Source organism: Bdellovibrio reynosensis (assembly GCF_022814725.1).
In the GTDB taxonomy this organism is placed as follows: domain Bacteria; phylum Bdellovibrionota; class Bdellovibrionia; order Bdellovibrionales; family Bdellovibrionaceae; genus Bdellovibrio; species Bdellovibrio reynosensis.
Genome location: NZ_CP093442.1, coordinates 2515325 through 2541011 on the forward strand (window position 1 = coordinate 2515325; position 25687 = coordinate 2541011).

The following is a 25687-nucleotide window of genomic DNA, read 5'->3' on the forward strand; positions in this document are numbered from 1 at the left end:
TTAGCGCGTGAGGAAAAGATAAAGAGGTTGAGCGATAAAACCTAAAGCTACGATCACCGCGTAAGCGATGCTTAGCTTTGCCCACACGGGGCGGTAAGTGCCTTCCATCAATCCCAAAGATTGGAATGTGGAGCCAACACCGTGACTAAGATGGAAACCTAAAAGAATCAAAGCAACCACATACCAAGCAACATAAGCTGGGCTTTGGAAAACTTCTTCCATCAGTTTTGCTAGGTCACGCATCACCACGCCATTCACGTTCGTTTCATAGTAGGTGCCGAACTTAAAAGTAGCGATATGAAGAATAACGAAAACCAGGATCAAAGATCCTTGGATTGCCATCGTACGTGAAGCAAGGGAAACTCTTTTCGCGCCCTTAGCCTGTACTGCATACTTCTGTTGTTTAGCTGCGCGGTTAGCAGCAGTGAGTGAAAAGGCCATGTACACGTGCACAAGCAAAGCTAAAACCAAAACCGTTTCAGCAACGTAAATTAAATTACCGCTTGTTAGTGCGTGCCCGTAAGCATTGTAGGCATCGTTACTAATAAAAATTAATAAATTACCCGCCATATGCGCTAGCACAAAGCCAGCCCAAATCAGACCTGTAATTCCCATCACGTATTTCTTCCCGACGGTGGAACCGAGAAACCCAGACAACATGGCCAAAGACTCCTTGTATTTTCTCAATAAGCTTCCAGTTAACTTACTCTTTTGGACTGTAATTTGTCTATGACACCCGTCATGTTTCGCGACACGTTAAATATGGAATTTAGTTTTGCCTTTCTTAGACTTGCGATAGAACAAATCCTCTAAAAAACGGGGTAAAAACATGAAGATTTTTGTGTGTATCAAGCAGGTGCCTGACACCGAAACAAAGATTAAAATCTCTCCCGACCAAACCGGTATCGACTCGGCGGGAATTAAATGGGTTTTAAACCCTTATGACGAATACGCAGTAGAAGAAGCTGTGAAGCTTCGCGACGCAAACCCAGGTTCGCAAGTTTGGGTACTTAGCGCAGGACCAAAGACTCGCGTTGTTGAATCTTTGCGTACGGCCTTGGCGATGGGTGCTGATGAAGCCATCGTAATCAATGCTGAAAACCTTGATAATTTTGCAACTGCAAAAGCTTTAGCAGAAGTGATTAAAGCTGAAGGCGGAGCAAAAGTTATTTTCTCTGGCAAACTTGCGATTGATGATAACGCTTCTTCAGTAAGCCAAATGTTAGCTGAATTCTTAAATGTTCCTCACTCCACGGTGGTTTCTAAATTCACATTTGCTGGTGAAAACGTAGTGGTTGAGCGTGATGTTGAAGGCGGAGCTAAAGAAGTTGTGCAAATGATGACTCCAGCAGTTGTTGGTGCGAACAAGGGTTTAAATATGCCTCGTTACGCAAGTCTTCCTGGCATCATGAAGGCTAAAAAGAAAGTTATCAAAGAAGTTGAATTCGCATCTTTGAACATTCCTGCAACTGACGTGAAAGTAAAATACTCTGGCATGACACTTCCTGCAGAAAAACCACCTGTGAAAATGATTTCAGGTGATGCTGCGGCTCAAGCAAGTGAGCTTGTTAAACTTCTTCGCGACGAAGCGAAAGTTCTGTAAGGGGCAAAAATGGGAAAAGTATTAGTTTTTACTGAACATACAAATGGCAACCTTAAGCGCAGCTCAATGGAACTTCTTCAAGCGGCTGCTAAATCTGGTAACACAGTTGTTGCTGTTGCTTTCGGTTCTCACGCGGGTGATGTGACTGCAGCGGCAGGTCACAACGGCGCTAATGAAATTTACGTAGTGAAAGATGCATCTTTGGATTCATACAATCCAGAAGCTTTCACAGCAAACATCGCCTCTGTCGTTGAAAAAGTTCAACCAACAATCTTGTTGGCTTCAGCGTCTGCTACTGGAAGAGATTTATTCCCACGTGTAGCGGCTCGTTTAAACACAGGTGTTGCAAGTGATTGCACAGAACTAAACATCTCTGGCGACACTGTAACGGCAACTAAACCGATGTACTCTGGGAAATGTTTTGCAAAAGTTAATTTTGAAAACAGCCCAGTGAAAATCGTTTTAATGCGCGCCAATCAATTGCCTGTGGCGGCGGCTGATACTTCTAAATCAGCAACTGTTGTTGAACATGCGGCAGCAAAACCTGATCTAAAAACTTTGATCAAAGAAATCGTTAAAGGTGCGAGTGAAAAATTGGATCTGACTGAAGCTAACGTGATCGTTAGCGGTGGTCGTGGTCTGAAAGAAGCTGCGAACTTCAAGATGTTAAGCGATCTTGCTGATGTTTTGGGTGCGACAGTGGGCGCTTCACGCGCGGTTGTTGATGCGGGTTGGGTAGGACATGGTATGCAGGTAGGACAAACTGGTAAAACAGTAGCTCCAACTTTGTATATCGCTGTTGGTATCTCTGGCGCGATTCAACATTTGGCTGGTATGAGTGGATCAAAAGTGATTGTTGCAATTAACAACGATCCAAATGCTCCGATCTTCCAAAAGGCAACTTACGGTATCGTGGGCGATGCTTTTGAAATCGTTCCAAAACTGACTGAAGAGTTCAAAAAAGCTCTTCACCACTAATTGTGTTTAGAAAATATATTCTTCCGATTATTGTGTTTGTATTTTATCGAACCCTCTCGGCAACGTGGAGGGTTCGAATTATTGAGCCTGATTCTTTAAAACAATCTTTGAAAAATCGAGAGTCCGTTATCTTCGCCCATTGGCATGGTGATGAACTTGCTTTGCTTCACACAGTAAGACGTTATCGTGTAGCGACCATTGCATCACAATCCAAAGACGGTGAGCTAATGAACACTGTTTTAAAATGGATGGGTGCAAGAACTAGCAGGGGTTCTTCCACTCGTGGTGGCGTACAAGCCTTAAAAGGTTTGTTGCGTTTACTAAAAGACGGGGGAAATTGCAGCTTTGCAGTGGATGGACCAAAGGGCCCGTTACACAAAGTAAAGCCCGGTGTTTTTGAATTATCCCGTATGGTCAATGCGCCTATTTATGCTGCCGGTATTGCTGTTGATCGTGCCATTCATTTTCCAAAATCTTGGAACAAAACTTTTCTGCCGAAACCTTTCGCGAAGGTGATTATTTATTGGCACAATCCAATGAATCCAGTGCCTCGAGATGGTGATGCAAGAAACCCAGACCTTGCTCTAGAGTTAGAGTCCCTTTTACACCACTCTAGACAGCAAGCTCTTAATTTCATTGCCGATAATAAAACCTAGTGCTAGCTTTTTAAGGTGAGTTCGACTCTCAACTTTTTAAAGGGACTTTTAAAGTATGAAACTTCTAATCAGCATCTTGATGCTCATCTCGACTACTTCTTTTGCGCAAAAATCCACGGAGGTCGTGGCTCAGGTGGGCAAAAAATCGATCACTGTTGAAGACTTCAACAAAAAGTACAACGAGATCAAATCGCAAACCATCAATCCACCATCAAAAGAACAATTCCTTGAAGACCTAGTTCGTTACGAAGTGGGTTTGCAAGAAGCAGAAAAACGCAATTTACAAAAAGATCCAATCGTTCAAGAACGTTTTGACCAAGAAATGTATAAAGCGTTGCTTGAAAAAGACATCGGTCCACGCGTTCAAAAAATCCAAGTTTCTGATAAAGAAATGGCTGAGTGGTACGCAAAAAATCCAGAACTACGCACTAGCCACATTTTGATTGAATTCAAACCAGGCGCGACTGCTGCGCAAATTGCGGAAGCTAAAAAGCGTGCCGTAGAAATTTTTGAAGAAGTTAAAAAAAGCAAAAGACCATTTGAAGAGCTTGTAAAATTGTACTCAGACGATGCTCTTTCTAAACAAGCGGGCGGCGACATAGGTTGGCAGTCTCGCGTAACTCTTGTTCCAAACTACTATGAGGCTGCGTCGAACATGAAGGTCGGTGAAATCAAGGGGCTCATCGAAACTCAGTTCGGTTTCCACATCCTTAAGTTGACTGGAAAAAGAAGCTTTGAAAACGCAAATAAGCGTCAAATCAGAGCCGCTGTTTTCGATGAAAAAAGAAAACAGCTTTTCAACGACTACTTTGATAAGTTGAAAAAGTCGTACACGATTAAAGAAAATAAGAGTGCGATCAAATAAGGAATTATAACTTATGAAATTTTTAAAGAGCCCCGCAAAAACGGGGCTTTTTCTTTTTATAGCTTTAGCTTTGGCGGGTTGTCCTTCGAAATACCAAAAGGTTTCTACAAAACCTGTGGCAAAGGTGAATGACCACGTTCTAACTACCAAACAATTTGCCAACCAGTTGGCGCGTAAACTTCGTAACTTCGATGCCCTGGCAGCAAAAGATCCCAGCAACATCCACAGGGTTAAAGAAGATATTCTGAAGGACTTTTTAGTTAAAAGTCTGACGCTGGATTGGGCCCGCGCCCAAAAGATCGTTATTTCAGAAGGTGATTTAGATAAAGAAGTCGATAAACTTCGCGGCAACTATCCTGATGACCTTTCATTCCGCCGTGCTTTGGCTCAAGAAAATCTGTCATTTTCAGAATGGCGCGAAGAACTTAGATATTCTTTGGTTGAACGTGAGGTCTTTAAAATTCTTAATGAAAAAATAAAGCAACCTACCGAAGAAGAAGTGAAGCGTTACTATGAAGAAAATAAAGAGCGCTACAAAAAGAAAGAGCGCATTTACCTTCGCCAAATCGTCGTGGACGAGGATGCTAAGGCTGATGCGATAAAAGTTGATCTAAAAACTGCGGATTTCGCAGAACTTGCCAAAAAATATTCAATCACTCCTGAGGGTAAGACGGGTGGGGTCGTAGGTTGGATTGAAAAAGGTACGGTTGATTACTTTGACCCGCTTTTTAGCGCCGCATCGGGCCTACAAACAGTGAAAAGTCCTTTTGGTGTGCATTTGATTAAGGTTGAAAAAAAAGCCCCAGCAATGACTTTAGCGCTTGAGGATGTAAGGTCGCAGATCTTAAGGGCTCTACGTGCTCAACGCGAGCAGGCAGAATACGTGGCGTGGCTTGATGCCCAGCTCAGAAGTAGTAAAGTTCTAAAAGACTACGATCTTATGAACTCTATTAAGATAGATACTCGAGGCAGTAATGATTAATTTTATTTTCGCACTTCTTGCAGCAACTCCAGTTCACGCTGAGCTTGTGGAAAAAACTGTGGCTATCGTCGGATCCGAGGTCGTTCTTGAATCTGATTTTAAAGATTTAGAAAAAAAATTAGGTAAGCAAGGCCTGGTGGATGAGTCTCTTCTTTTTGGCAAGCCTATCGAAAGCCTTAAGGGAAACCGCAAAGCGCAACTTGATTATTTGATCAACGAAAGTCTTTTACAATCCGAGATCAAACGCTTGAATTTATCTGTGACTGCAGACCGTGTTGATTCTGAAATCAAAGACATGGCTAAAAGAAATAATGTAAATGAATCCGAACTTTTCAACATTATTAAGGGCCAGGGGATTTCTGCTACGGAATACAAAAACTTTTTAAAACAAAGTATTGAAAAGCGCTCTCTGATGGATGCAGAGATCATTTCAAAACTGCGTATTTCTGATGAAGATGCTTTAAATGAATACTTAAAGAAAAATCCAAACGCAGGTCCTTCCATTGATGAGTTCAGCGTGGCGCACATTTTCTTTAGCCCTAAAAAAGGCGGTGGTGAAGCAGCCTTAAAAAGAGCTGAGACTGTATTAATCAAACTTCGTAACGGGGATAATTTTGATACTTTGGCTCAACAACACAGTGAAGATCCGAATTTTTCTGCTGGCGGAAGTTTAGGTACTTTTAAAAGTGGTGAGTTTTTGCCTGAAATCGAACAAGCCATTTCAACTTTAAAAGTAAACGAAACTAGTGGTATCGTGAAATCCCGCATGGGTTTTCATATCGTTAAGTTAACTGGTAAAAAACTAACCACCGATCCAAAGTTTGAGGCTGCTAAAGAAAGAATTAAAGCGTTCCTTTTAGAAGAAAGCTTCAAACGCCAATTAAAAACGTGGCTTGCGAATAAACGCGAAGAATCCTTCGTGCGCATCAATGAGTAAAATTAGAATCGCCTTAACCACTGGTGATGCCGACGGCATTGGCTTTGAAGTTACCGCCAAAGCCTTAAGTCTTTTGCCAAAACAAAAAGGCGTGCAGTTCATCATGTGGCGTACTGATGGCGCAGATAAAAAATATCTTTCGCTGATCGATAAAAAATATGAACGAATCACTGTCGACACTTTAGAAGAAGCATTAAAAATCGAAGGCCCTTATCTTATCGACATCGCCTCTGAGCTTTCGCCAGCGCATTGGGTGGAAGTCACAGCAAAGGCCTGTCTAGATAAAAAGATCGACGCGATGGCGACAGCTCCCTTATCTAAGCCTGCTATTAAGCAAGCCGGCTTCAAAGACCTAGGGCACACTGATATTTTAAAGCGTCTTTCAAAATCCAAATTCGTGAATATGGGTTTTATCGGCGAAAAGTTTAATGTGGTTTTGGCGACGGCACATTTACCTATTAACAAAGTCAGCGAAAGTCTGCGCTTTGATAACTTGTCTCAAGCATTAATCAATGCAAATTCTTTACGAACCAAGCTTACAAAATTGCAAAGTAAGCGACCTATCGCCATTCTGGGATTGAATCCCCATGCGGGCGAAAGAGGTCTGATTGGCAACGAAGAATTAAAGCTTTTCCCGCAGATCTTAGACTTTGCAAAGAAAAATAAGATCCCTATTGAAGGGCCGTTAGTTCCCGATGCGGCCTTCTTTGAAACTAATTGGAAAAGATATTCCGTATACTTAGCTCTTTATCACGATCAGGGCCTTATTCCGTTTAAGATGATTCACGGGCAGGACTCGGGCGTTCATATTAGTTTAGGTATTCCTTTCATTCGCACAAGTGTCGATCACGGCACAGCTAAAGATATTTTTGGAAAAAATGTCGCAAATCCTCACTCGATGATGGATGCAATTACTTGGGCCGTAAAATTAGCTCGACTCAAGCGGGCTTAGACTATATTTCTAAATTCTTGTTTAATTTTGAGGTGTATATGTTTCAACCGGTTATTTTTAGAGAATACGACATCCGTGGAGTTTACAACGGGCAATTCGACGACCACTTTGCTTATCTATTGGGTCGCGCTTACGTTGTTTATTTAAAAGAAAATAAAGGTCTTACTAATCCAACAATCTCTTTAGGTCATGATGCTCGTGAATCATGCCCGGCTATCATTAAAAACCTTGCCAAAGGAATGATGGAATCGGGAGCTAAAGTTATTCACTTGGGTTTAGTTACAACACCCGTTTGTTATTTTTCGACTTTTGAACTTAAAGGCGTTGATGGTGCAATCCAAGTAACTGGTTCCCATAATCCTCCTGAATACAATGGATTTAAAATCTCTGTAGGTAAAGGCACAATCTTTGGTGCTGAAATCCAAAAGCTTCGTCAGATCATTGATCGTGGCGAATTCATCAACGGTCAAGGCTCTGAAGAACACTTCGACATTAAACCAATGTACTATGAGCGCTACAAAAAAGAGTTCGGTCAAATCAAAGACATCAAGGTTGTTTTAGATTGCGGTAACGGGGCTGGTGGATCTGTTGTGCGTGGCTTATTTGAAGCTGTAGGCTTAAAGCCAACAATCATGTTTGAAAAACCTGATGGCACATTCCCGAATCACCATCCAGATCCAACTGTCGAAGAAAACCTAGAAGACCTTAAGACGCAAGTTCTAAAAGAGGCTGCGGTCTGTGGAATCGGTTTTGACGGTGATGCGGATCGTATCGGTGTGGTTGATCACACTGGTAAGATGGTTTACGGCGATGAACTGATGGTTATTATCGCTCGTGACATCCTTTCTAAACAAAAGGGTGGAAAGATCATCGGCGACGTGAAGTGTTCTGATCGTCTTTACCAAGACGTTGAAAAACACGGTGGCCAACCCATCATGTGGAAGACGGGACACTCGCTAGTAAAAGAAAAAATCAAGGTTGAAAAAGCACCCTTCGGTGGAGAAATGTCGGGCCACGTGTTCTTTGCCGATCGCAACTACGGTTATGATGATGCTCCATACGCAGCTTTACGTTTGGTAGAGATTCTAGCAAAGACCGGAAAAACTATTCCGCAGCTGCTTGAAGGACTTCCTCCAGCATTCAACACGCCAGAAATTCGCATTGATACTACTGAAGAAAAGAAGGTGTTGATCGTTGAAAAAATGATCGAGGCTTTCCCGAATAAGCCCGATGCAGATTACAAAGTGGATTTTACTGATGGTATTCGTTTAAGTTTTGCTGATGGATGGGCATTGTGCCGTTCATCGAACACTCAACCCGTTGTGGTTGTTCGTTACGAATCTTCATCGCAAGCGGGATTAGATAAAATCCGCTCTCGAGTGGAAGCCGTCGTAAATAAGTACTTATAATGATATTTTTAAGCCCATCTATTCAGGTGGGCTTTTTTTACACCCTTCGTAAACTAGACCTAATTTATAAATCCTTGTTTTCGCAGTGAACTATAATACAAATGATTGAGTAGATCTGATTGTTTATTACTATAAACTCTATGGATGAAATGTTTCCTACTGGTAATTAGGATAATCCTAATGCGTTCGGTATGAAGCCTTTTTTAGAGGGTGTTAAGATGCAAAGACTTATGTTGGTTGTAATAGCTCTGCTGTTTTCATTTCAGGCAGAAGCAAAAACTTACAAAATTTTAGTTGAAGACAACTGGCCACCATTTGCTTTCAGAGAAAAAGGCAAACCTCGCGGACTTTCAGTGGATATTGTTTTAGAAGCCTACGCAAAAGCCGGCGTGAAAATAGAATTGATCCAAGTGCCATTCTTAAGATGTATTGCCCTGACAGAATCAGGAAAAGAATCAGGCTGCTTTAACTCTGCAAAAAACGAAGAGCTGACATCTAAATTTTTATTCCCAAAAGAACACCTTTTCAGAAGCCGCGGTTTAATCGTTAGTAAAAAACTAAACGTGATGAAGCCGCTAACAAAAGTAAAAGATCTGGAGGGTAAATCCGTAGCCCTACCAGCAGAGTTTCCCTTCGGACAAGAATTCGATGATAACAAAAAAATCCTAAAACACGCCGTAGCCAGCGATTCAATCAGTTTAAAAATGGTAGCAGCAGAAAGAGTTCTTTACGCAGCCATTGATGAAATGGTTTTAGCGTTCTATCTAAATAACGATAAATCCTTAAAAGGAAAAATCGTCCCAGTCCTAGAGCTAACCAACGAACCGATCTACGTGCATTTCTCAAAAACCCACAAAGACACACCAGTCTTAATGGAAAAATTAGATCAAGGCTTAGCCGAACTAAAAAAATCCGGCGACTACGACAAGATTCTACAAAAGTGGTTAGGCAAAGACGTAGCCCTAGAAAAATTCAAATAAAGAAAACCACATTACTTCAGACACAAAAAAACCCCAGAAGCAAAGCAACTGGGGTTTTCTATTTTCACAATCTACCAACCACTTAAGGTTGGCGAGAAGGGTTCAAGCGCAAGGCGGAGGATTCTTCGCGAAACGCAGGCGTACCTGTAAGGTACGTCGGAGAGAAGCGAAGAACCGCACAAAAATCGCAGGATGCGTTTTTTGCGCGAAGCCCGAAGGGTTTGGGGCAGGAGCCCCAAACACAACGCAGTCGATTGGGCCCTTATCGACGACCGCGACTACGCAAGACGTAGAGCGATAATCAATGCGTAGATTACTAGAGACTCGATAAGTGCTAGACCCAAGATCATTGGGATCAATAGTTTACCAGAAGCCGCTGGGTTACGAGCGATACCGTCAAGAGCTGTAGCTGCAGTTTTACCTTGAGCCATAGCGCCACCGAATACAGACAATGCGATAGCGATAGCAGCTGCGATAGCAACCAAACCGCGGTCAGCAGGAACTGCAGCAGTAGCAGTCGTAGTAGCTTCAACAGCAGCAGGAGCTGCTTCTTGAGCGAATGCAGATACAGAAGCCAACATAGCAACCATAGCAACGATCATTTTTTTCATGTGATATTCTCCTCTAAATAGAGTGGTTAATTTTGCTTCTTAGTGGTCGTGTGCAATCGCAAATGCCACATAAACCATTGAAAGCAATGTAAATACAAAAGCTTGAACAAAGCAGACGAACAATCCCATCATGTAGAATGGAATTGGTACGCCGATTGGAACTAAATCAAGGAACACAGAAAGTACTGTGTGGTCGCCCATCATTACGTTCGCAAGACGAAGACCCAAAGAGAAAGGACGAACCATGTGTGAAACAAGTTCGATCACAAACATCAATGGAGCTAAGAAGATCACCGGACCCATAAAGTGTTTAAGGTAAGCGACGATGCCGTTTTCTTTGATACCTTGGAAGTTATAAACCAAGAACATCAACACACCGAAACCGAAAGTGGTGTTGATATTTTCTGTCGCAGGAGTCATCCCTGGGATCATTCCGATTAAGTTATTAAATAAGATAAAGAAGAAGACTGACGTGAAGAACGGAACGTAGTGTTTGCCGTGTTCGCCGATAACCATGTCGGCAAGTCCCGACATCATTTCTGTTAGCATCTCCATGATTCCACGAAGAGAAAATTTGCTAGCAGGAAGAATCGCTGCTTCACCTTTACCAAGTGCTGCGCGAGCGGCAAGGCCGATACCTGCGGCTGCAACAGTTGCAACACCAAGAGTAGCAACGTGAGAGTAGTGGTGACCAACACCAGGAATAAGTTGAGTCCAGTTAAACGACATTGTCTTTTCCTTCTCTAGAGGCTTCTTTCACTGCAAATGAAATTGCGGAAAGAATTAAGCTTGCGACTCCCATGGAAAACCACAAAGGGCTAAACCACGAAAGTTTAACAAGCGTAAAGATAATAATCCCTAAAATCGCGTACTTAAATACAATGATCCCGATAGCCAGGGCAATCAATTTCTTACGAAAGATCAAGCTAAAGCCAACAGCAAGAAGAATACAGCTTGTAAGGATGGTTAAAGAGCCAGCGACAAATGAAAGGGCTTGCTGAGGCGCGTAAAAATATTGAAGTAACAACCCACCAATTAGGGTCACTACCGATTGAACTATCAGAACTATCTTCATTTTATTGAACGGGCCCTTTAGGGCCTGCATCCTGTTTTTCTTCCTGCTTTTGCATACGGCGCAAAAGCCAGATAACCCGCCACAACCATCCGATTAAAGCCGCAAACGAAAGGCCGACAAATATAAGGCCCTTCGAGTTGTACTTCCGATCAAGGTATTCGCCAAGGTAAAAACATCCGATGATAAGACCGACAAGTTCAAAGCCCATCGATGCAAAAATTATATAGTTTTTCATTACTTCCTATATCCTTTCGCACCCGGAGCATTCTTCATGCGTTCTTGAAGTCGTTTAATACGAAGTTCAATGTATTCCGGTGGACTGTACTTACCGCGATATTGTTCCAAAATGCCGATGGCACTTTTAAAATCAAAATTCTCTTCGTAACAAACAGCCAAAATCAAAGCCACGTTTTCTTGCACTGCTTTTTCAGGATACTTTTGAATTAACATCTTAAAAATATCCGCGGCTTTTGAAAATTCCTTTTTGCCAACTAGGATATTGCCCTTAAGCATCAAAGCATTAAAGCGAATGTTGTCATCACTTTTCAGCAGCAATAAAGAATCAATCTCTGATTCTGACTGAAAAAAGTTATTTAAGTAATACTGGGATCTTGCGATGTTCATTTTATATTGAGCCGCTTCTTGATCCGTGTGAGGCATTTGTTGAAGTTTGCTATATTCGATGATCGCAAGACTATAGTTCTGCAGATTATTAAAATAGATCGAAGCAATCTGTTTTTGCGCTTCTAGACGCTCTTTTTCGTCCAAAGAATGTAAAACAATGAACTGATAATAAGAAATCGCCTTATTAAAATCCTTCACTTCAAAAAACGAAATGCGCGCGGCCTCGCGGGCAGCTTCTAGTGGATATTTAGTTGGACGATTTCTTTTAATGACTCGATCAAGATAACCCAAGGCCGTGCGATAATGCTCTTGGGTTATGGCTTTTTGCGCTTGTTTAAATTCCGCCTCCTCCTGGGAGGAGCAGGCGGTCAGTGCTAGCACTAGGATGACCAGTAGTGCTCTGGTCATCTTAGTGAGTGACTCCTTCAGGAGCCGGTGTTGTTTCTTCTGGAGTGACTTCTTCTTCAACCACGGCAACGCCTGTCACTGTCTCTTCTTTGTCGTCCAAGTTGATCAAACGAACACCTTGAGTATTACGGCCAAGAACAGAGATATCAGTCACTTTCATACGGATAACCTGTCCATTGTCAGTGGAAAGAATAAGTTCCATTTTTTCAGAAACTTTTTTCGTTCCGATAACAAGGCCCACTTTGTCTGTGGTTTTTTGCGTGATGATACCAACACCGCCACGAGACTGAATTCTATATTCTTCAGTTTCAGAGCGTTTGCCGTAACCTTTTGATGTCACCATTAAGATGGTATCTTTAGTTCCTTTTTCAAGAACTTCCATCGCCACAACAATATCATCTTTAGCAAGAGTGATCGCTTTCACGCCACGAGCGGTACGGCCCATGCCGCGCACGTCGTTTTCGTTAAAGCGAATCGACATACCTTCTTTGGTCGCAATAAAGATATCGCTTTGACCGTCTGAAATCTTAACGTCGATAACGCCGTCATCAAGATCTGTAGTTAAAGCGATAATGCCTGCGGTACGTGGGTTCGCGAACGCATCCAAAGATGTTTTCTTAATCACACCTTTTTCAGTCAACATCACCACGAATTTATTTTCGCTAAATTCATTTACAGGCAAGATCGAACGAACATTTTCGCCACTAGATAACTGAACCACGTTTGCTAAAGATTTACCCTTAGAAGTTCTAGTGCCTAGTGGAAGTCTATGAACTTTCACCCAGTAAGCTTTACCTTTATCAGTAAAGATCAAAAGCATGGTCTTAGTCGAAGCAGAGAAGATGTCTGTGACATAGTCTTCTTCTTTCGTTTCCATACCTTTAAGACCTTTACCACCACGTTTTTGCACGCGGTATTCTTGCGCTGGGATACGTTTGATTAAACCTGTGTTTGTCACAGTCACAACCATTTGTTCGTCAGCGATAAGATCTTCATCTTCGATATCATTCAAATCGCCCGTGATTTGCGTACGGCGCGGATCTGCGTAACGTTTTTTGATATCTTCTAGTTCTGTCACGATAATTTTGTAAATTTCGCGAACATCTGAAAGGACGAATTTCAACCAGTCGATTTGTTTCATCAACTCTGCTAGTTCAGCGATGATTTTATCACGCTCTAAACCAGTCAAACGTTGCAAACGCATTTCTAGAATTGCTACTGCTTGTTTTTCAGAGAATTCGAATTTCGACATCAACGCTTCACGAGCTGTATTAGCTTCTTTTGAAGCGCGGATGGTTTTGATCACTTCTTCGATGTGGTCTAAAGCTTTCTTTAAACCTTCTAAGATGTGGGCGCGTTCCTGAGCTTTTTTAAGTTCGAAAATACAACGTTTCGTAACAACGTCACGACGGTGATCAACGAACGCTTCAAGCATGCCTTTAAGATCGAAAGTAACCGGTTGGTTTTTCGCATCCAAAGCAAGCATGATAATACCGAAGCTTGTTTGCAGTTGGGTGTACTTGTAAAGTCTATTCAAGATCACGCTTGCGTTTTCACCACGTTTTAAAGTGATTACGATACGCATACCTTCACGCGAAGACTCGTCACGGATATCAGAGATACCTTCAACTTGCTTATCACGAACAAGGTCCGCAATGCTTTCAATCAATTTTGCTTTATTAACTTGGTACGGAATTTCCGTAACGATGATTTCTTCACGGTCTTTGGCTTGAACGATTTCAGCAACCGCTTTAAGCGAAATAATACCACGGCCTTTTTTGTAAGCCTGAAGAATACCTTCACGACCCGCGATCACACCGTAAGACGGGAAGTCTGGGCCTTTGATGTGCACTAATAAATCTTCTAGTTGGCAATCAGGGTTGTTGATCAAGTGAACGCAACCATCGATCACTTCACCCAAGTTGTGCGGTGGAATGTTCGTCGCCATACCTACGGCGATACCCGTAGAACCATTCACTAAAAGATTTGGGAATTTTGCTGGAAGAACTAACGGAACTTCTAATGAGTCATCGTAGTTCGGTCCAAATGGAATCGTTTCTTTATCGATATCCATTAGCAGTTCTTCTGCTAAGTGGGTCATTCTGATTTCTGTGTAACGCATGGCTGCTGCGTTATCACCATCGATAGAACCGAAGTTTCCTTGTCCATCCTCAAGTGGATATCTCAAAGAGAAATCCTGGGCCATACGAACCATAGTTTCGTAAACCGCAGAGTCACCATGTGGATGGTATTTACCGATGACGTCTCCGACCACACGAGCAGACTTTAAGTAGGGTCTGTTCGGGCGGTTGTTCATTTCATTTTGCGCAAACAAAACACGGCGGTGAACCGGCTTTAAACCGTCACGCACGTCTGGAAGAGCACGACCCACGATAACTGACATGGAATACTGAAGGTAGGCTTCACGCATTTCCTTGTTGATATCGACGAGAGTTACACCTTTTTCATTCATATTATCCATAATTCACCAACTCTATCTACACTTCGACTTTGTCGAAAAAACTAAACGTCCAAACTTCTAGCCATCAATGCATTGTCATTGATGAATTGACGACGAGGTTCAACTAGCTCACCCATCAAGATACTGAATGTTTCATCAGCAGCTACGGCATCATCGATTGTTACTTTAAGCAGGGTTCTGTTTTCCGGATTCAAAGTAGTTTCCCAAAGTTGTTCCGGATTCATCTCTCCCAATCCTTTGTAACGTTGGATGTAGATGCCTTTTTTCGTCGATTCCATCACGTGAGTGTAGAAGTCGTTATAGTTATCAAATTGAAGTTCTGTTTCGCCCTGAAGAATCGTCAATGGCAATGAAGATACTGACTGAATTTCAGCCCAGATAGCTCTTAGCTCAATGATTTCTGAAGAGCGAAGTGAATCAACACCGAACTTCGTCGTCATGCGGTCCGCGTAACGAACAGTGTAAATTTCAGTGTAAGGTTTTCCTGTTTCCGCATCTGTTTTAAATTCAGATTTGAATTCAGTGATTCCCAATTTTGGTTCTGCTTTAATCCACGCTTGCAGATCATTCATCGCCGCAGTCATTTTCTTTTCATCAGTCACAGATTTTTCAAGATCTGTAATTTTGCTTAAGATGAAGTACAAAACGTCTTTATCGTATTTTTTCGAAGATACTTTCAGAAGGTTGTTAAATTTCTGAATGTTCAAAATCAATTTTCTTAATTCAGATTCAGGCAAGTTTTCTTTGCCTTTGATTTTGAAGTTATTAAGACCAGAGCTTAATAAGTACTCTGTCAAAGCAGCTTCATCTTTTAGGTATTGTTCGTTAGAACCTTTTTTCGCACGGTAAAGAGGTGGTTGCGCGATGTAAACATATCCACGCTCAAGCACCATAGGCATTTGGCGATAGAAGAATGTTAACAACAAAGTTCTGATGTGGGATCCGTCGACGTCGGCGTCCGTCATGATAACGATTTTGTGGTAACGGATTTTATCAACGTTCACGTTGTCTTTACCGATACCAGTACCAAGGGCCGAGATTATAACTTTGATCTCTTCACTTGAAATAACTTTATCAAAACGCGCTTTTTCTACGTTTAGAATTTTACCTTTCAAAGGCAAGATCGCTTGCGTTTTACGGTTACGACCTTGTTTTGCGGATCCACCTGCCGAGTCTCCCTCCACCAGGTATAATTCGCAAAGTGCAGGATCACGTTCTTGGCAGTCAGCCATTTTTCCTGGAAGAGATCCACCATCCAGAGCTGTTTTACGACGAGTTAAATCACGGGCCTTACGAGCAGCCTCACGCGCGCGTGCTGATTCCACGCACTTCATGATGATGTTTTTTGCAACTGATGGATTGCGATCCATCCAGTCCGCTAATTTTTCATTCACTAAAGATTCAACAATACCTTTTACTTCGGTGTTACCAAGTTTGGTTTTTGTTTGACCTTCAAATTGTGGCTCACGAACTTTTACTGAAATAACCGCAGCCAAACCTTCACGGATGTCTTCACCTTCAAGATTTGTTTTTAGGTCTTTCAAAAGATTTTTTTCAGTCGCGTAGTGGTTTGTTGTACGAGTCAAAGCCGCACGGAAACCAACAAGGTGAGTACCACCTTCATGAGTGTTGATGTTGTTGCAATAAGTGAAAATAGATTCTGAATAAGAATCATTCCACTGCATCGCGATTTCCACATCGACATTGTCTTTTTCACCTTTGAAGTAAACCACTTCATTGTGCAAAGATTTTTTTGATTGGTTCATGTACTTCACAAATTCCGCGACACCTTCAGCGTATTGGAAATCTTGTTTTTTACCTGAACGTTCATCTGTCAAAGCGATATGTAAACCCGCATTTAGGAACGCTAGTTCACGGAAACGATTCGCAAGGGTAGCGAAGTCATAAATGATTGTTTCGTCTTTGAAGATTTCGCGATCTGGTTTGAAAGTAACTTTCGTTCCAGTTTTCGCAGAATCCTCACCTTTTTCCACAGGCGCTAGAATTTTTCCGCGCTCATAGTTTTGTCTCCACATGTGGCCTTCACGTTGAACTTCAACATTCACGCGAGATGAAAGTGCATTCACAACGGAAGCACCCACGCCATGCAGACCACCAGAAACTTTGTAACCACCACCGTCGAATTTTCCGCCGGCGTGAAGAACTGTCATTACGATTTCTAGAGCGGATTTTCCGTTTTTGTGCGCTCCAACTGGAATACCACGGCCATCATCTTCAACTGTGATTGACTCATCGGCATTGATAGTGACTTTGATAGTTTTGCAATATCCCGCAAGATGTTCGTCTACCGAGTTATCCACAATTTCATACACAAGGTGATGATAACCTTTGAAGCCGGTATCACCGATGTACATCCCTGGACGTTTACGAACAGCCTCAAGTCCTTCAAGAACTTGAATCGAATCGGCGGAATATGTTTTTTGTTCTTCGACTGACACTAGTAACCCCTCATAAGCTGGCTTGTTCTCCGCTCAGCTTAAAAAACTGAGGGAGCATCACTCAAGAATGTGACCATCCTTGATACGCATCACAGAAAGCTGATCGAGGCTGAAAGAATCGGGCAGTGTGAAATCCGTCGTCGTTACAAAAATCTGCGTATTGATTTCGTGTAGGAACGTAATCAAGGCTTCTCTTTTGCCCTTATCGAGTTCGGATAAAACATCGTCCAACATCAGCACAGGATAGGTCCCGTGAGCCTTACGATGATACACGATTTGAGCCATTTTGAAAGACAATATGATCGCTCTTTGCTGCCCTTGGCTACAATAAAATCTTGAGTCTTTTTGACCATATAGGAACACGATATCGTGCTTGTGAGGACCTACTAAACTAGTGCCGCTCGAAAGCTCCGCATCATGAAGTTCTTGAATGCGTTTTTGAAGTGCAAAAAAGACTTCTTCTCGGGAAAAATTCAGCGCATTTTGATCGCTAATCACATATTCCACTGAGATATCCACATCGAAATTCCCAGAAATGTATTGCATGGCATTATTAAACTCTTTGGCCAAACCGTTCAAAGCACTGATGCGGGCATAGGCGAAATCGGCCCCTAAACGCAAGAATTGGGGGTTTAGGCTGTCCAAAAGGTTCTGGGTGAGTATTTTATCGTTTAAACCCTCTACGTAGTTTTTAAGTATCTTATTGCGCGTTTTCAGCGCTTTTCGATAATCGGCGATCAAATCGGCATTTTTGCGATCAAAGGTCACTAGCAACTCATCCACCAGTTCACGGCGGTGATCAGCACCTTCTTTGATCGATGCTAAACTTTCAGGACTAAACACAACACTAGCAAAAATTTTTCGAATATCTGTCGAAGTCACTTTCTTATCGTTCAAAGTTAAAACTTTGCGACTTTTCGTAAGCCCTAATTTTAATTTGTAATGAAGATCGTTCTGAGTAATCAGAGCTTGAATAAGCGCCTGCTGATTATTCGAATTGATAAGAGTGGAGTTATCACTGTAGCGAAAAGAATCGCCTTGGGAAATTAGATACAAAGCCTCTAGTAAGTTTGTTTTACCTTGGCCGTTCTCTCCTAAAAAAACATTCACACGCGGAGAGAAAGAGAACACTACGTCCCGATAATTGCGAAAATTAACAAGACGTAGTTTTTCGAAAATCATTAGATTCTCATAGGCATCACAACGCAAGTGTAAGAACTGTCGTTATGAGGTCTCATCAATCCTGGGGATAAGTGATCATTTAATTCAAAATCGATTTTATCTTGGTTCATGCTAGTTAAAATATCTGTGATGTATTTAGCATTGAAACCAATTTTAATTTCATTACCTGCGTAATCCACTTCGATTTCTTCTTTTGCGTCTCCTAGTTCAGGATTGTTCGAAGAAATTTCCATGCGACCGTTTGTCAGGTTCAACAATACCGCTTTTGATTTTGCATTCGCCAAAAGTGATACGCGTTTAAGTGAAGTTAAGAAAGCATCACGGTTGATCATCACTTTTTGCGGAAGCTTCTGTGGAATAAACTGTTGATAATTCGGGTACTTTCCTTCGATCAAACGAATCATCAGGATTGTTGATGAATGCTTAAGTACGAATTGAGATCCTTCAATCGCGATTTCCACATTTCCTTCAATGCCTTCTAAAATCTTTTTGATTTCATGAAGACCTTTTCTAGGAATGATCACTCCTTGAGTCGCTGCCACTTTCACTTCAGACAATGGCTTATTAACCAAACTCATTCTGTGACCGTCAGTAGCAACCATTTTAAATCCAGCTTGTGGACTTAATTCAAAGAACACACCGTTAAGGTGATAACGTGTTTCATCGTTTGATACAGAGTAAATTGTTTTATCAATCATCTCTTTCAAAACTTGTGCATCAATGCTGATGAAACCTTGAGAGTTGTAAGTAGGGAAGATCGGATATTCTTCAGCAGAGATACCAACAATTTTTGAAGTGTACTTACCTTGTTTAATCTCTAACCAATTATTTTCTTTTTTAATTAAAGTGATTGGTCCTTCAGAAAGTTCTTTAGCGATGTCGAAAAGACTTTTTGCGCTTACTGCCACTTTACCTGGCTGATGAACTTGAACCTTGATTTGGTCAGTAAGGCTGACTTCCAAATCTGTGGCAAAAACTTTAAGAGAGTTCTGGTCTGCTTCCAAAAGAACATTGATCAGAATTGGCATTGTGTTGCGCTTTTCTACGATGTTCTGTGTTTTACCGATAAGGCCTAATAGATCTCTCTTATCAATTTCTAGTTTCATTTCATCCTCTAGTTCAGAATCTATCTTTGAGCTCTTCTTTGAACTCTCTTAATACCTATTACTTATATATATAAATACTAGTAGTAGTAGTAGGGGCGTGGAAAACCTAACAAATCCCCTAAATCCCTGTAAACACTAAAAAACAGTTGTGGATAATGGCTCTGCATAATTCTGCTGAAAAGGGCTCGATTTTGGGGGTAACTTGGATCCACAATCCAAACCCCTGAATCTTCCACAGCCCTTTCCACAGTCCACATTCACACCCCTGTGATATTGTGGATTCTTTGTTCTAAATCTTCGATATCTTTAGCAATATCTTGGTCGGTTGCTTGTAGATTGCGAACACGTTCTAGCGCATTCATCACAGTTGTATGATCTTTTCCGCCGAAAGCTTTGCCGATATCCACCAGTGATTTATCCAGGAACTTTTTAATCAAATACATGGCAATTTGACGTGGAACGACAATAGGTTTTGCGCGCGTAGATGATTTTAAGTCTAAAACTTTCACTTTAAAGTGGTCTGCAACAAGCTTCATAATCTCTTCCACACTGATTGTGGATTGAGTTTCATGGTGCGCAAGAATGCGTTTCACAAGGTCATAATCAATCGGTAAACCTTGAAGCTCAGAGAACATTTTAATCTTACGTAAATTGCCCTCTAACTCTCTGATCGAGCGTTTAGAAATACGTGCGATATAATTCACAACGTCTTCAGGTACGCGCACATTAAATTTTTCGGCTTTATATCTTAGGATCGCGATTCTGGTTTCAAGATCCGGCATGGTGATATCCGCAATCAAACCACGTTCTAAACGCGTACGACTACGGTCTTCTAAGCCATGGATATCTTTAGGCATTCGGTCTGAAGCCAGGATGACTTGTTTGCGCGTATCGATGAAGCTATTAATAGTGTGGAAAAACTCTTCCTGAACAGCTTCCCCGCGGGCGATATACTGCACGTCATCCACCAATAAGATGTCTGAATTTTCGCGGTATTTTTGGCGAAACTTATCCATTTCATAGCGGCGGATGGCTGAAATACATTCATTTAAGAAACGTTCTGCAGATATATATGTAATTCTAAGATGCGGAAATTGCTCACGAATTTGGTTTCCCGCAGCGTGAAGCAAGTGGGTTTTACCCATTCCCACTGGTCCATATATATAGAGAGGATTATAATCATCAGCTGCCGGGTTGCGGGCAACGTTATAGCAAGCCGCGTGAGCAAATTCTGAATTTTTACCCACTACAAATGTGGAAAAGGTCAGTTCAGAGTTTAAAGCCTCCTGGCCAGACCTTGGTTGAGTAACCTGGATATTCTGAGCACGAGCTAATTGAGCCTGAAGGATTTCGCTACCACCCAAAACCTCTTCTGGAGGCTGGTTAGCTGTCTCAATATGAGAATTTACTTTGCTTCCAGTAATACTAAACTCGACCTCAAAAGGTCTTCCATAAGTATCTGAAATCTCTGTGAAAATTTTATCCTGCAGATTCTCAATAACGAAGTATTGATGAAGGGCATTAGGTACGCCAAGGACAATTCTTGGTCGCTCAAGACTACCCAAGGTATTCACGTACTCAATAGGATCTAGCCAGGTATCCAACAACTTGTTGTTGTCGTTCCGGCTTTTCATTTTAGTTTTGATCAGTGTCCAAAAAGACGAGTTTAATTCCACGTGTTTCCCCTCAACGCAGTCCGAACCCTCTTTAACAAGTGCAGCTTAAATTTTCAACAGTTGACCTTGATGCCGCATTGTGATTAATTAGTGCCCCACGTATCTAGTTGGGACCCAACTTTGTGGCACATATATAGAGATCCGCCGTTGACTTAGTTATCGCGGATGAATAAAAGACGTCATTTAGCGTCGTAAAAATCTCGGGGAGATAAGAGTTATGAAACGTACATACCAACCATCAAATAAACGTCGTAAAACTACACACGGTTTCCGCGCTCGTATGGCTACTAAAGCTGGTCAAGAAGTTCTTAATCGTCGTCGCGCTAAAGGTAGAAAGCGTTTGACGGTTTCTACAGGTGGAAAATAGTTCTCCACTAATTATTAAGCGAAGTTCTGAATTTCTCTCTCTAAAGCAAACGGGAAAAAGACACTGGCCTACTAAATGGTTACTTTTGAATTATCAAAAGAATCAGGTAGGTCAGTTACGTTTCGGGGTCACTGCAAGTCGCAAAGTGGGCTCTGCAGTTGTTCGCAATAAACTGAAGCGTTGGTCTCGGGAATATTTCAGGGCTTTGTCTGTAGATGGAAAGTCTATTGAAGCCGACATCAACATTATTTTTAAACCTATGGATTCCAACTTCTACAAAGGCCTCAACCACGAGGAATTTGTTAAAGCTATGGATCGGGGTTTGGAAGTCTTACGAAAAAATATCTAAAGGTTTTCTTTGGTTTTTAGTAAGTGCTTATCGAACTCTTGGTACCACTCATTTAGGTGGTTCTTGTCGCTTTGAACCTAGCTGTTCTGCCTACGCATTAGAAGCAATTCAATCACATCATACTCACACAGCTCTTTGGTTAATCACTAAACGAGTATGTAAGTGCCGACCAGGTGGACCTTATGGTTACGATCCGGTTCCGCACAAAGAGGGGAATACCCATGCAGCAAAAGAATGATTCACCATCGTTTTTTGATCCTAAAACACTTATTGCCGTAGCCACTGTCGCTTTAGTTTATTTTGGTTGGCAGACCTATTTAGGAAATAAATATCCTAATTATAACAAACCAAAAACAGCACAAACTGAGACTCAAAAGACAGACGCTACCCAAGGCACGACAACAACAGCTCCTAACACTGTTGAAACAAAATCAGAAGTCGTCGCAGCTCCGGCAGTTCAAGATCAATCCTTTCAATTTTCAAATGATAAAGTAGCTTTCACCCTGACTAGTCACGGAATGGGTCTTAAGAACTTCACTTTGAATAACTACCAAGACAAAGAAAAAAATCCGATCAAAGTTGGCCATGGTACTCAAGAATCCATGTTCGAAATGCGCTTAGCAAATGATGCTAAAGCTTTGGATTTTAATGTTACTGAACAAGCTCCTGGTCATTACATTGGAACAGCCGTTGTGGGTGAGATGTCAGTAAAAAGAGAGTTGAAGTTCAACGCTGAAAACTCTTCATTCACAAACACGATCATATTGACTAACCCGAATGAAGAAATCAAAAAAGGTTTCTCAATCGTAATTCCAGAGAATATCCAAGTTGCTAAATCTAGCTCGATCTTTTTCCCTAACTATGAACACCAGGACTTCTTCGTTGTTCATAACGGTGGAAAACACGAGACAGTAAACTTCAATAACGCTTCTGAAAATGTTCTTCAGTCTTTCCCAGCGACTTCTATTTTATCAGTAAGCTCGCAATACTTTGCAGCTGCGATTTTAGATAAATCTGCAGTGATTCCTGAAGTAAAAGTTGCTGCTGATCTTAATAATAAAAAAGCTTTGGCGGAATTAACTTACAAGCCAGTTCAAACTCAAAGCGAAATGAAGTTTGAAGAGATCTTTTACGTAGGTCCAAAATCCATCGATGCTTTAAAAGCAGTTGATCCTGAATTAGCTAACATCATTGATTTTGGTTTCTTTGGGTTTATCGCACGCCCTCTATTATATGTGATGAAGGCTTTCCACTCTGTGGTTGGTAACTGGGGTTTTGCGATCATCCTATTAACATTATTGGTTCGTCTATGTGTATTGCCTTTCAATATCATGTCTTTCAAATCAATGAAGGCGATGGCTAAGGTTCAACCTTTGATTCAAAACCTGCGCGAAAAATATAAAGAAGATCCAATGCGTTTGAATCAAGAGATGATGGCCGTTATGAAACAAAACGGCGCTAACCCAATGGGTGGCTGTCTTCCAATGCTTTTGCAAATCCCAATCTTCTTTGCTTTGTATCGCGTAATCGGTTCAAGCATCGAACTTTATCATTCTCCATTCATTGGTTGGATTCATGATCTAAGTTCTTACGATCCGTTCTATGTTTTGCCAGTATTGATGTCGGTATTTATGTTCATCCAACAGAAGATCACGCCGTCTACAATGGATCCTACTCAAGCTAAGATCATGTTGTTCTTACCAGTAGTGTTTTCGTTGTTCATGTTGCAGTTACCAGCGGGTCTGACACTTTACATGGTTGTCAGTACTTTGTTTGGAATCATTCAACAATACCTGATCATGAGAGAAAAGAAGGCTTAGAAGCCGTGTAACAGCTGCTCTATTTTAATAGAGCGTAGTTTTTTTGATTAAATTTTAAGTTTATAACTAGGAGGAAAAATGGGTTTTTTTAGTAAGCTTTTCGGGGGAAAAAGCAAAAGTGCTAACAGCGAAGTTGAAGCACTGATTCAAAAGACCTTAGAAGGAATCATCGAAAAAGCACAATTCGATTTAACTTTTGAAATTAACACTGAAAAAGAAGAAGACGGTGGCTCTACTTTATCGGTTGAATTCAATGGTGCTGATGAAGAAATCCTTAAAGATAAAAAAGGTCAGATGTTGGACGCTTTCCAATTGTTCCTAAAGCGCGTTGTTCAACACAATTTTCCAGAAGATAAAACTAACATCACTGTTGATTGCGGTGGTTACCGTGATGAATCAGCAAATGCTTTGATTGAGCGCGCTGAAAATCTTAAAGCCATCTGCATAGAACAAGGTAAATCAGTTTATTACCGTGCTCTTCCGCCAAAGGATCGCAAAGTTGTTCACCAATATTTGGCAAAAGATCCGCGTGTAAAAAGCCGTTCACTAGGTGATGGCCTTTACAAAAAAATCAAAATTTATCCTGCTAAAGGGCAAGCTCAAGGCAATTCTGCTGAAGAGTCTGCAGCTAACGACTAAGTCGACAACGACTTAGATTTACAAGGTCACAGAGGTTCCTATGTTTCGTGGAGATCGTGATAAAGATACTATTTGTGCGGTCTCCACACCTCACGGTGTTGGGGGAATCTCTGTTATTCGTATTAGTGGTCCCAACGCTCTATCTATCGTTTCAAAAATCTGTACATTTTTGCCTGAACATCCTGAATCCCAGCGCGCTTACTTTGGATCTTTAACGGCGGACGCCGGTAGAGCGAAGGGCCAAGGGGCCGTAGCTGAAGCAGATGAGATTGACGAAGTTCTAGCAACTTACTTTAAGCATGGTCGCTCTTTTACCGGCGAAGAAGTTATTGAAATTTCTTGTCACGGAAGCCCGGTTATTTGCCAAAGCATCCTTCATCAATTAGTGGCTTTAGGTGCTCGCCCTGCAGATCGCGGAGAGTTCACTTATCGCGCGTTCATGAATGGAAAATTAGATCTTGTCCAAGCTGAAAGCGTTCTTTCGTTGATTGAATCGCAAAGTCAGCAAGCTGCGAAGCTAGCTCTTCGACAGTTAAAGGGATCTGTTTCCCATAAATTAGAAGATATCGAAAACGACATGACTTGGATTCTTGCCCACGCTGAGGCGGGAATTGATTTTTCTACTGAAGACATCAAGGTCGTCGATAATACGGTTGTTTTAAACCGTTTAAATAATATTGAAAAAGGCCTTACTGAATTAGTTGGTACTTTTAAAGTCGGCCGTCTTTTAAAAGATGGTTTTAGAGTCGTACTTACAGGTCTTCCAAACGTAGGTAAATCGAGCCTTTTAAATCTTTTCTTAGAAGATGAAAGAGCTATCGTCACTGATATCCCTGGAACTACTCGCGATGTGATTCACGGGGATACTAGCTTTAAAGGCGTTAAGTTTACTTTCTTAGATACCGCGGGTCTGCGTGAATCGGTTTCTGACTTAGTCGAAAAAATTGGTATTCAAAAATCCAAGGAAGCAACAGGGGAATCCGACTTTGTTTTCTTTGTTATAGATATCGAAAAGGGTCTTTCAGCAGAAGAAATCACCATTTTAGATGGTTTAGACCCGCAAAGAACCTACATTTTAGCTAATAAAACCGACCGTTTATCGGCTCCAGTGGGCTCGGAAACTGTCGAAAAAGCACTTAAAAACAGTAAATTTTTCCAAAAGATCAAGGACTTAGAGCTCTTCCGCAAAAGAAGGATGTTCTTTGTAAGCGCTCTTGATAAAACTGTGCGCGCTAAGGTTCTTGAAGAGTTAGTGGCAGAATTTGCAGATTTGCAGCTAGAAAACACAGTTTTAATTTCCAACTCCCGCCATTTAGAAAATCTCTCTCGGGCTTTAGAAAATACGATTCGCACCAAATCCCTGGTCGAAAGCGGAATGGGTGAAGAGTTCATTGCTCTTGAATTAAAAGAAGCATTGATCGCGATCCACGAAACTTTGGGCAAACGGTTTGATGATCAGATCATGGATCGCGTATTTAAAGAATTTTGCATTGGTAAATAGGTCGACGGGTGTCGGCAGTGCCAAAG

At 41.6% G+C, this 25687-nt stretch carries 26 protein-coding genes; 15 read left to right on the top strand and 11 right to left on the bottom strand.

Features of this window, described 5'->3' with window-relative positions; genetic code table 11:
• Positions 1-660: a succinate dehydrogenase cytochrome b subunit gene (locus MNR06_RS11785; protein WP_243536266.1), complete on the bottom strand. Its 660-nt coding sequence runs from the start codon at positions 658-660 to the stop codon at positions 1-3.
• A 169-nt stretch (positions 661-829) separates the two neighbouring features.
• Here MNR06_RS11785 and MNR06_RS11790 point away from each other — a divergent pair, with 169 nt between their 5' ends.
• The 9 genes from MNR06_RS11790 (at position 830) to MNR06_RS11830 (ending at position 9362) form a co-directional block, all read left to right on the top strand.
• On the top strand, positions 830-1603 hold the full coding sequence (locus MNR06_RS11790) for an electron transfer flavoprotein subunit beta/FixA family protein (protein ID WP_243536268.1): 774 nt from the start codon (positions 830-832) through the stop codon (positions 1601-1603).
• A gap of 9 nt (positions 1604-1612) precedes the next feature.
• Complete coding sequence (locus tag MNR06_RS11795; protein WP_243536270.1) at positions 1613-2581, top strand: electron transfer flavoprotein subunit alpha/FixB family protein; 969 nt, start codon at positions 1613-1615, stop codon at positions 2579-2581.
• 107 nt (positions 2582-2688) lie between these two features.
• Positions 2689-3237 carry a lysophospholipid acyltransferase family protein gene (locus tag MNR06_RS11800; RefSeq protein WP_243536272.1) on the top strand — a complete coding sequence of 183 codons (549 nt, stop codon included), beginning with the start codon at positions 2689-2691 and terminating at the stop codon, positions 3235-3237.
• A 55-nt stretch (positions 3238-3292) separates the two neighbouring features.
• A complete protein-coding gene (locus tag MNR06_RS11805) occupies positions 3293-4102 on the top strand; it encodes a peptidylprolyl isomerase (RefSeq protein ID WP_243536274.1) in 810 nt (269 codons plus the stop codon).
• Between the two features lie 13 nt (positions 4103-4115).
• Positions 4116-5084 carry a peptidylprolyl isomerase gene (locus MNR06_RS11810; protein WP_243536275.1) on the top strand — a complete coding sequence of 323 codons (969 nt, stop codon included), beginning with the start codon at positions 4116-4118 and terminating at the stop codon, positions 5082-5084.
• Entirely contained in the window at positions 5077-6021 is a 945-nt protein-coding gene (locus MNR06_RS11815) for a peptidylprolyl isomerase (protein WP_243536277.1), read from the top strand. Before MNR06_RS11810 ends, MNR06_RS11815 begins: the two co-directional genes overlap by 8 nt.
• A complete protein-coding gene (locus MNR06_RS11820) occupies positions 6014-6973 on the top strand; it encodes a 4-hydroxythreonine-4-phosphate dehydrogenase PdxA (protein ID WP_243536279.1) in 960 nt (319 codons plus the stop codon). Before MNR06_RS11815 ends, MNR06_RS11820 begins: the two co-directional genes overlap by 8 nt.
• A gap of 38 nt (positions 6974-7011) precedes the next feature.
• A complete protein-coding gene (locus tag MNR06_RS11825) occupies positions 7012-8382 on the top strand; it encodes a phosphomannomutase/phosphoglucomutase (RefSeq protein ID WP_243536281.1) in 1371 nt (456 codons plus the stop codon).
• Positions 8383-8600: 218 nt separating this feature from the next.
• The gene (locus tag MNR06_RS11830; protein WP_243536282.1) at positions 8601-9362 is read left to right on the top strand and encodes a substrate-binding periplasmic protein; all 762 of its coding nucleotides are present in this window, start codon (positions 8601-8603) and stop codon (positions 9360-9362) included.
• Between the two features lie 278 nt (positions 9363-9640).
• On the opposite strand, the gene MNR06_RS11835 is transcribed toward MNR06_RS11830, so the two are convergent.
• From MNR06_RS11835 to dnaA, 10 genes are all read right to left on the bottom strand, one after another.
• The gene (locus MNR06_RS11835) at positions 9641-9973 is read right to left on the bottom strand and encodes an ATP synthase F0 subunit C (RefSeq protein WP_243536284.1); all 333 of its coding nucleotides are present in this window, start codon (positions 9971-9973) and stop codon (positions 9641-9643) included.
• Positions 9974-10012: 39 nt separating this feature from the next.
• A complete protein-coding gene (gene atpB, locus MNR06_RS11840; protein ID WP_243536286.1) occupies positions 10013-10702 on the bottom strand; it encodes a F0F1 ATP synthase subunit A in 690 nt (229 codons plus the stop codon).
• On the bottom strand, positions 10692-11048 hold the full coding sequence (locus tag MNR06_RS11845; RefSeq protein ID WP_243536287.1) for a hypothetical protein: 357 nt from the start codon (positions 11046-11048) through the stop codon (positions 10692-10694). The genes atpB and MNR06_RS11845 overlap by 11 nt, the downstream gene beginning before the upstream one ends.
• A 1-nt stretch (position 11049) precedes the next feature.
• Positions 11050-11283, bottom strand: coding sequence for an AtpZ/AtpI family protein (locus MNR06_RS11850; protein WP_243536289.1), 234 nt, complete (start codon positions 11281-11283; stop codon positions 11050-11052).
• On the bottom strand, positions 11283-12080 hold the full coding sequence (locus MNR06_RS11855; protein ID WP_243536290.1) for a tetratricopeptide repeat protein: 798 nt from the start codon (positions 12078-12080) through the stop codon (positions 11283-11285). The genes MNR06_RS11850 and MNR06_RS11855 overlap by 1 nt, the downstream gene beginning before the upstream one ends.
• Position 12081: 1 nt before the next feature.
• Positions 12082-14562 carry a DNA gyrase subunit A gene (gene gyrA / locus MNR06_RS11860; protein ID WP_243536292.1) on the bottom strand — a complete coding sequence of 827 codons (2481 nt, stop codon included), beginning with the start codon at positions 14560-14562 and terminating at the stop codon, positions 12082-12084.
• 41 nt (positions 14563-14603) lie between these two features.
• A complete protein-coding gene (gene gyrB, locus MNR06_RS11865) occupies positions 14604-17021 on the bottom strand; it encodes a DNA topoisomerase (ATP-hydrolyzing) subunit B (protein ID WP_243536294.1) in 2418 nt (805 codons plus the stop codon).
• Positions 17022-17078: 57 nt separating this feature from the next.
• Positions 17079-18203, bottom strand: a complete 1125-nt coding sequence (gene recF, locus MNR06_RS11870) for a DNA replication/repair protein RecF (protein WP_243536296.1) — start codon at positions 18201-18203, stop codon at positions 17079-17081.
• Entirely contained in the window at positions 18203-19309 is a 1107-nt protein-coding gene (gene dnaN / locus MNR06_RS11875) for a DNA polymerase III subunit beta (RefSeq protein ID WP_243536298.1), read from the bottom strand. The genes recF and dnaN overlap by 1 nt, the downstream gene beginning before the upstream one ends.
• Positions 19310-19566: 257 nt before the next feature.
• Positions 19567-20985 carry a chromosomal replication initiator protein DnaA gene (gene dnaA / locus MNR06_RS11880; protein ID WP_243536300.1) on the bottom strand — a complete coding sequence of 473 codons (1419 nt, stop codon included), beginning with the start codon at positions 20983-20985 and terminating at the stop codon, positions 19567-19569.
• Between the two features lie 217 nt (positions 20986-21202).
• Here dnaA and rpmH point away from each other — a divergent pair, with 217 nt between their 5' ends.
• From rpmH to mnmE, 6 genes are all read left to right on the top strand, one after another.
• Positions 21203-21352, top strand: a complete 150-nt coding sequence (gene rpmH, locus MNR06_RS11885) for a 50S ribosomal protein L34 (protein ID WP_011166211.1) — start codon at positions 21203-21205, stop codon at positions 21350-21352.
• Positions 21342-21701: a ribonuclease P protein component gene (gene rnpA / locus MNR06_RS16755; RefSeq protein WP_407933181.1), complete on the top strand. Its 360-nt coding sequence runs from the start codon at positions 21342-21344 to the stop codon at positions 21699-21701. The genes rpmH and rnpA overlap by 11 nt, the downstream gene beginning before the upstream one ends.
• Positions 21652-21939, top strand: coding sequence for a membrane protein insertion efficiency factor YidD (yidD, locus tag MNR06_RS11890; protein ID WP_243536302.1), 288 nt, complete (start codon positions 21652-21654; stop codon positions 21937-21939). Before rnpA ends, yidD begins: the two co-directional genes overlap by 50 nt.
• Positions 21923-23521 (top strand): membrane protein insertase YidC, encoded by a 1599-nt coding sequence (yidC, locus tag MNR06_RS11895; protein ID WP_243536304.1) that lies wholly within the window; start codon positions 21923-21925, stop codon positions 23519-23521. Before yidD ends, yidC begins: the two co-directional genes overlap by 17 nt.
• 78 nt (positions 23522-23599) lie before the next feature.
• Positions 23600-24160 (top strand): Jag family protein, encoded by a 561-nt coding sequence (locus MNR06_RS11900; RefSeq protein WP_243536306.1) that lies wholly within the window; start codon positions 23600-23602, stop codon positions 24158-24160.
• Between the two features lie 40 nt (positions 24161-24200).
• A complete protein-coding gene (gene mnmE / locus MNR06_RS11905; RefSeq protein WP_243536307.1) occupies positions 24201-25661 on the top strand; it encodes a tRNA uridine-5-carboxymethylaminomethyl(34) synthesis GTPase MnmE in 1461 nt (486 codons plus the stop codon).
• The last annotated feature ends 26 nt before the right edge of the window (positions 25662-25687 follow it).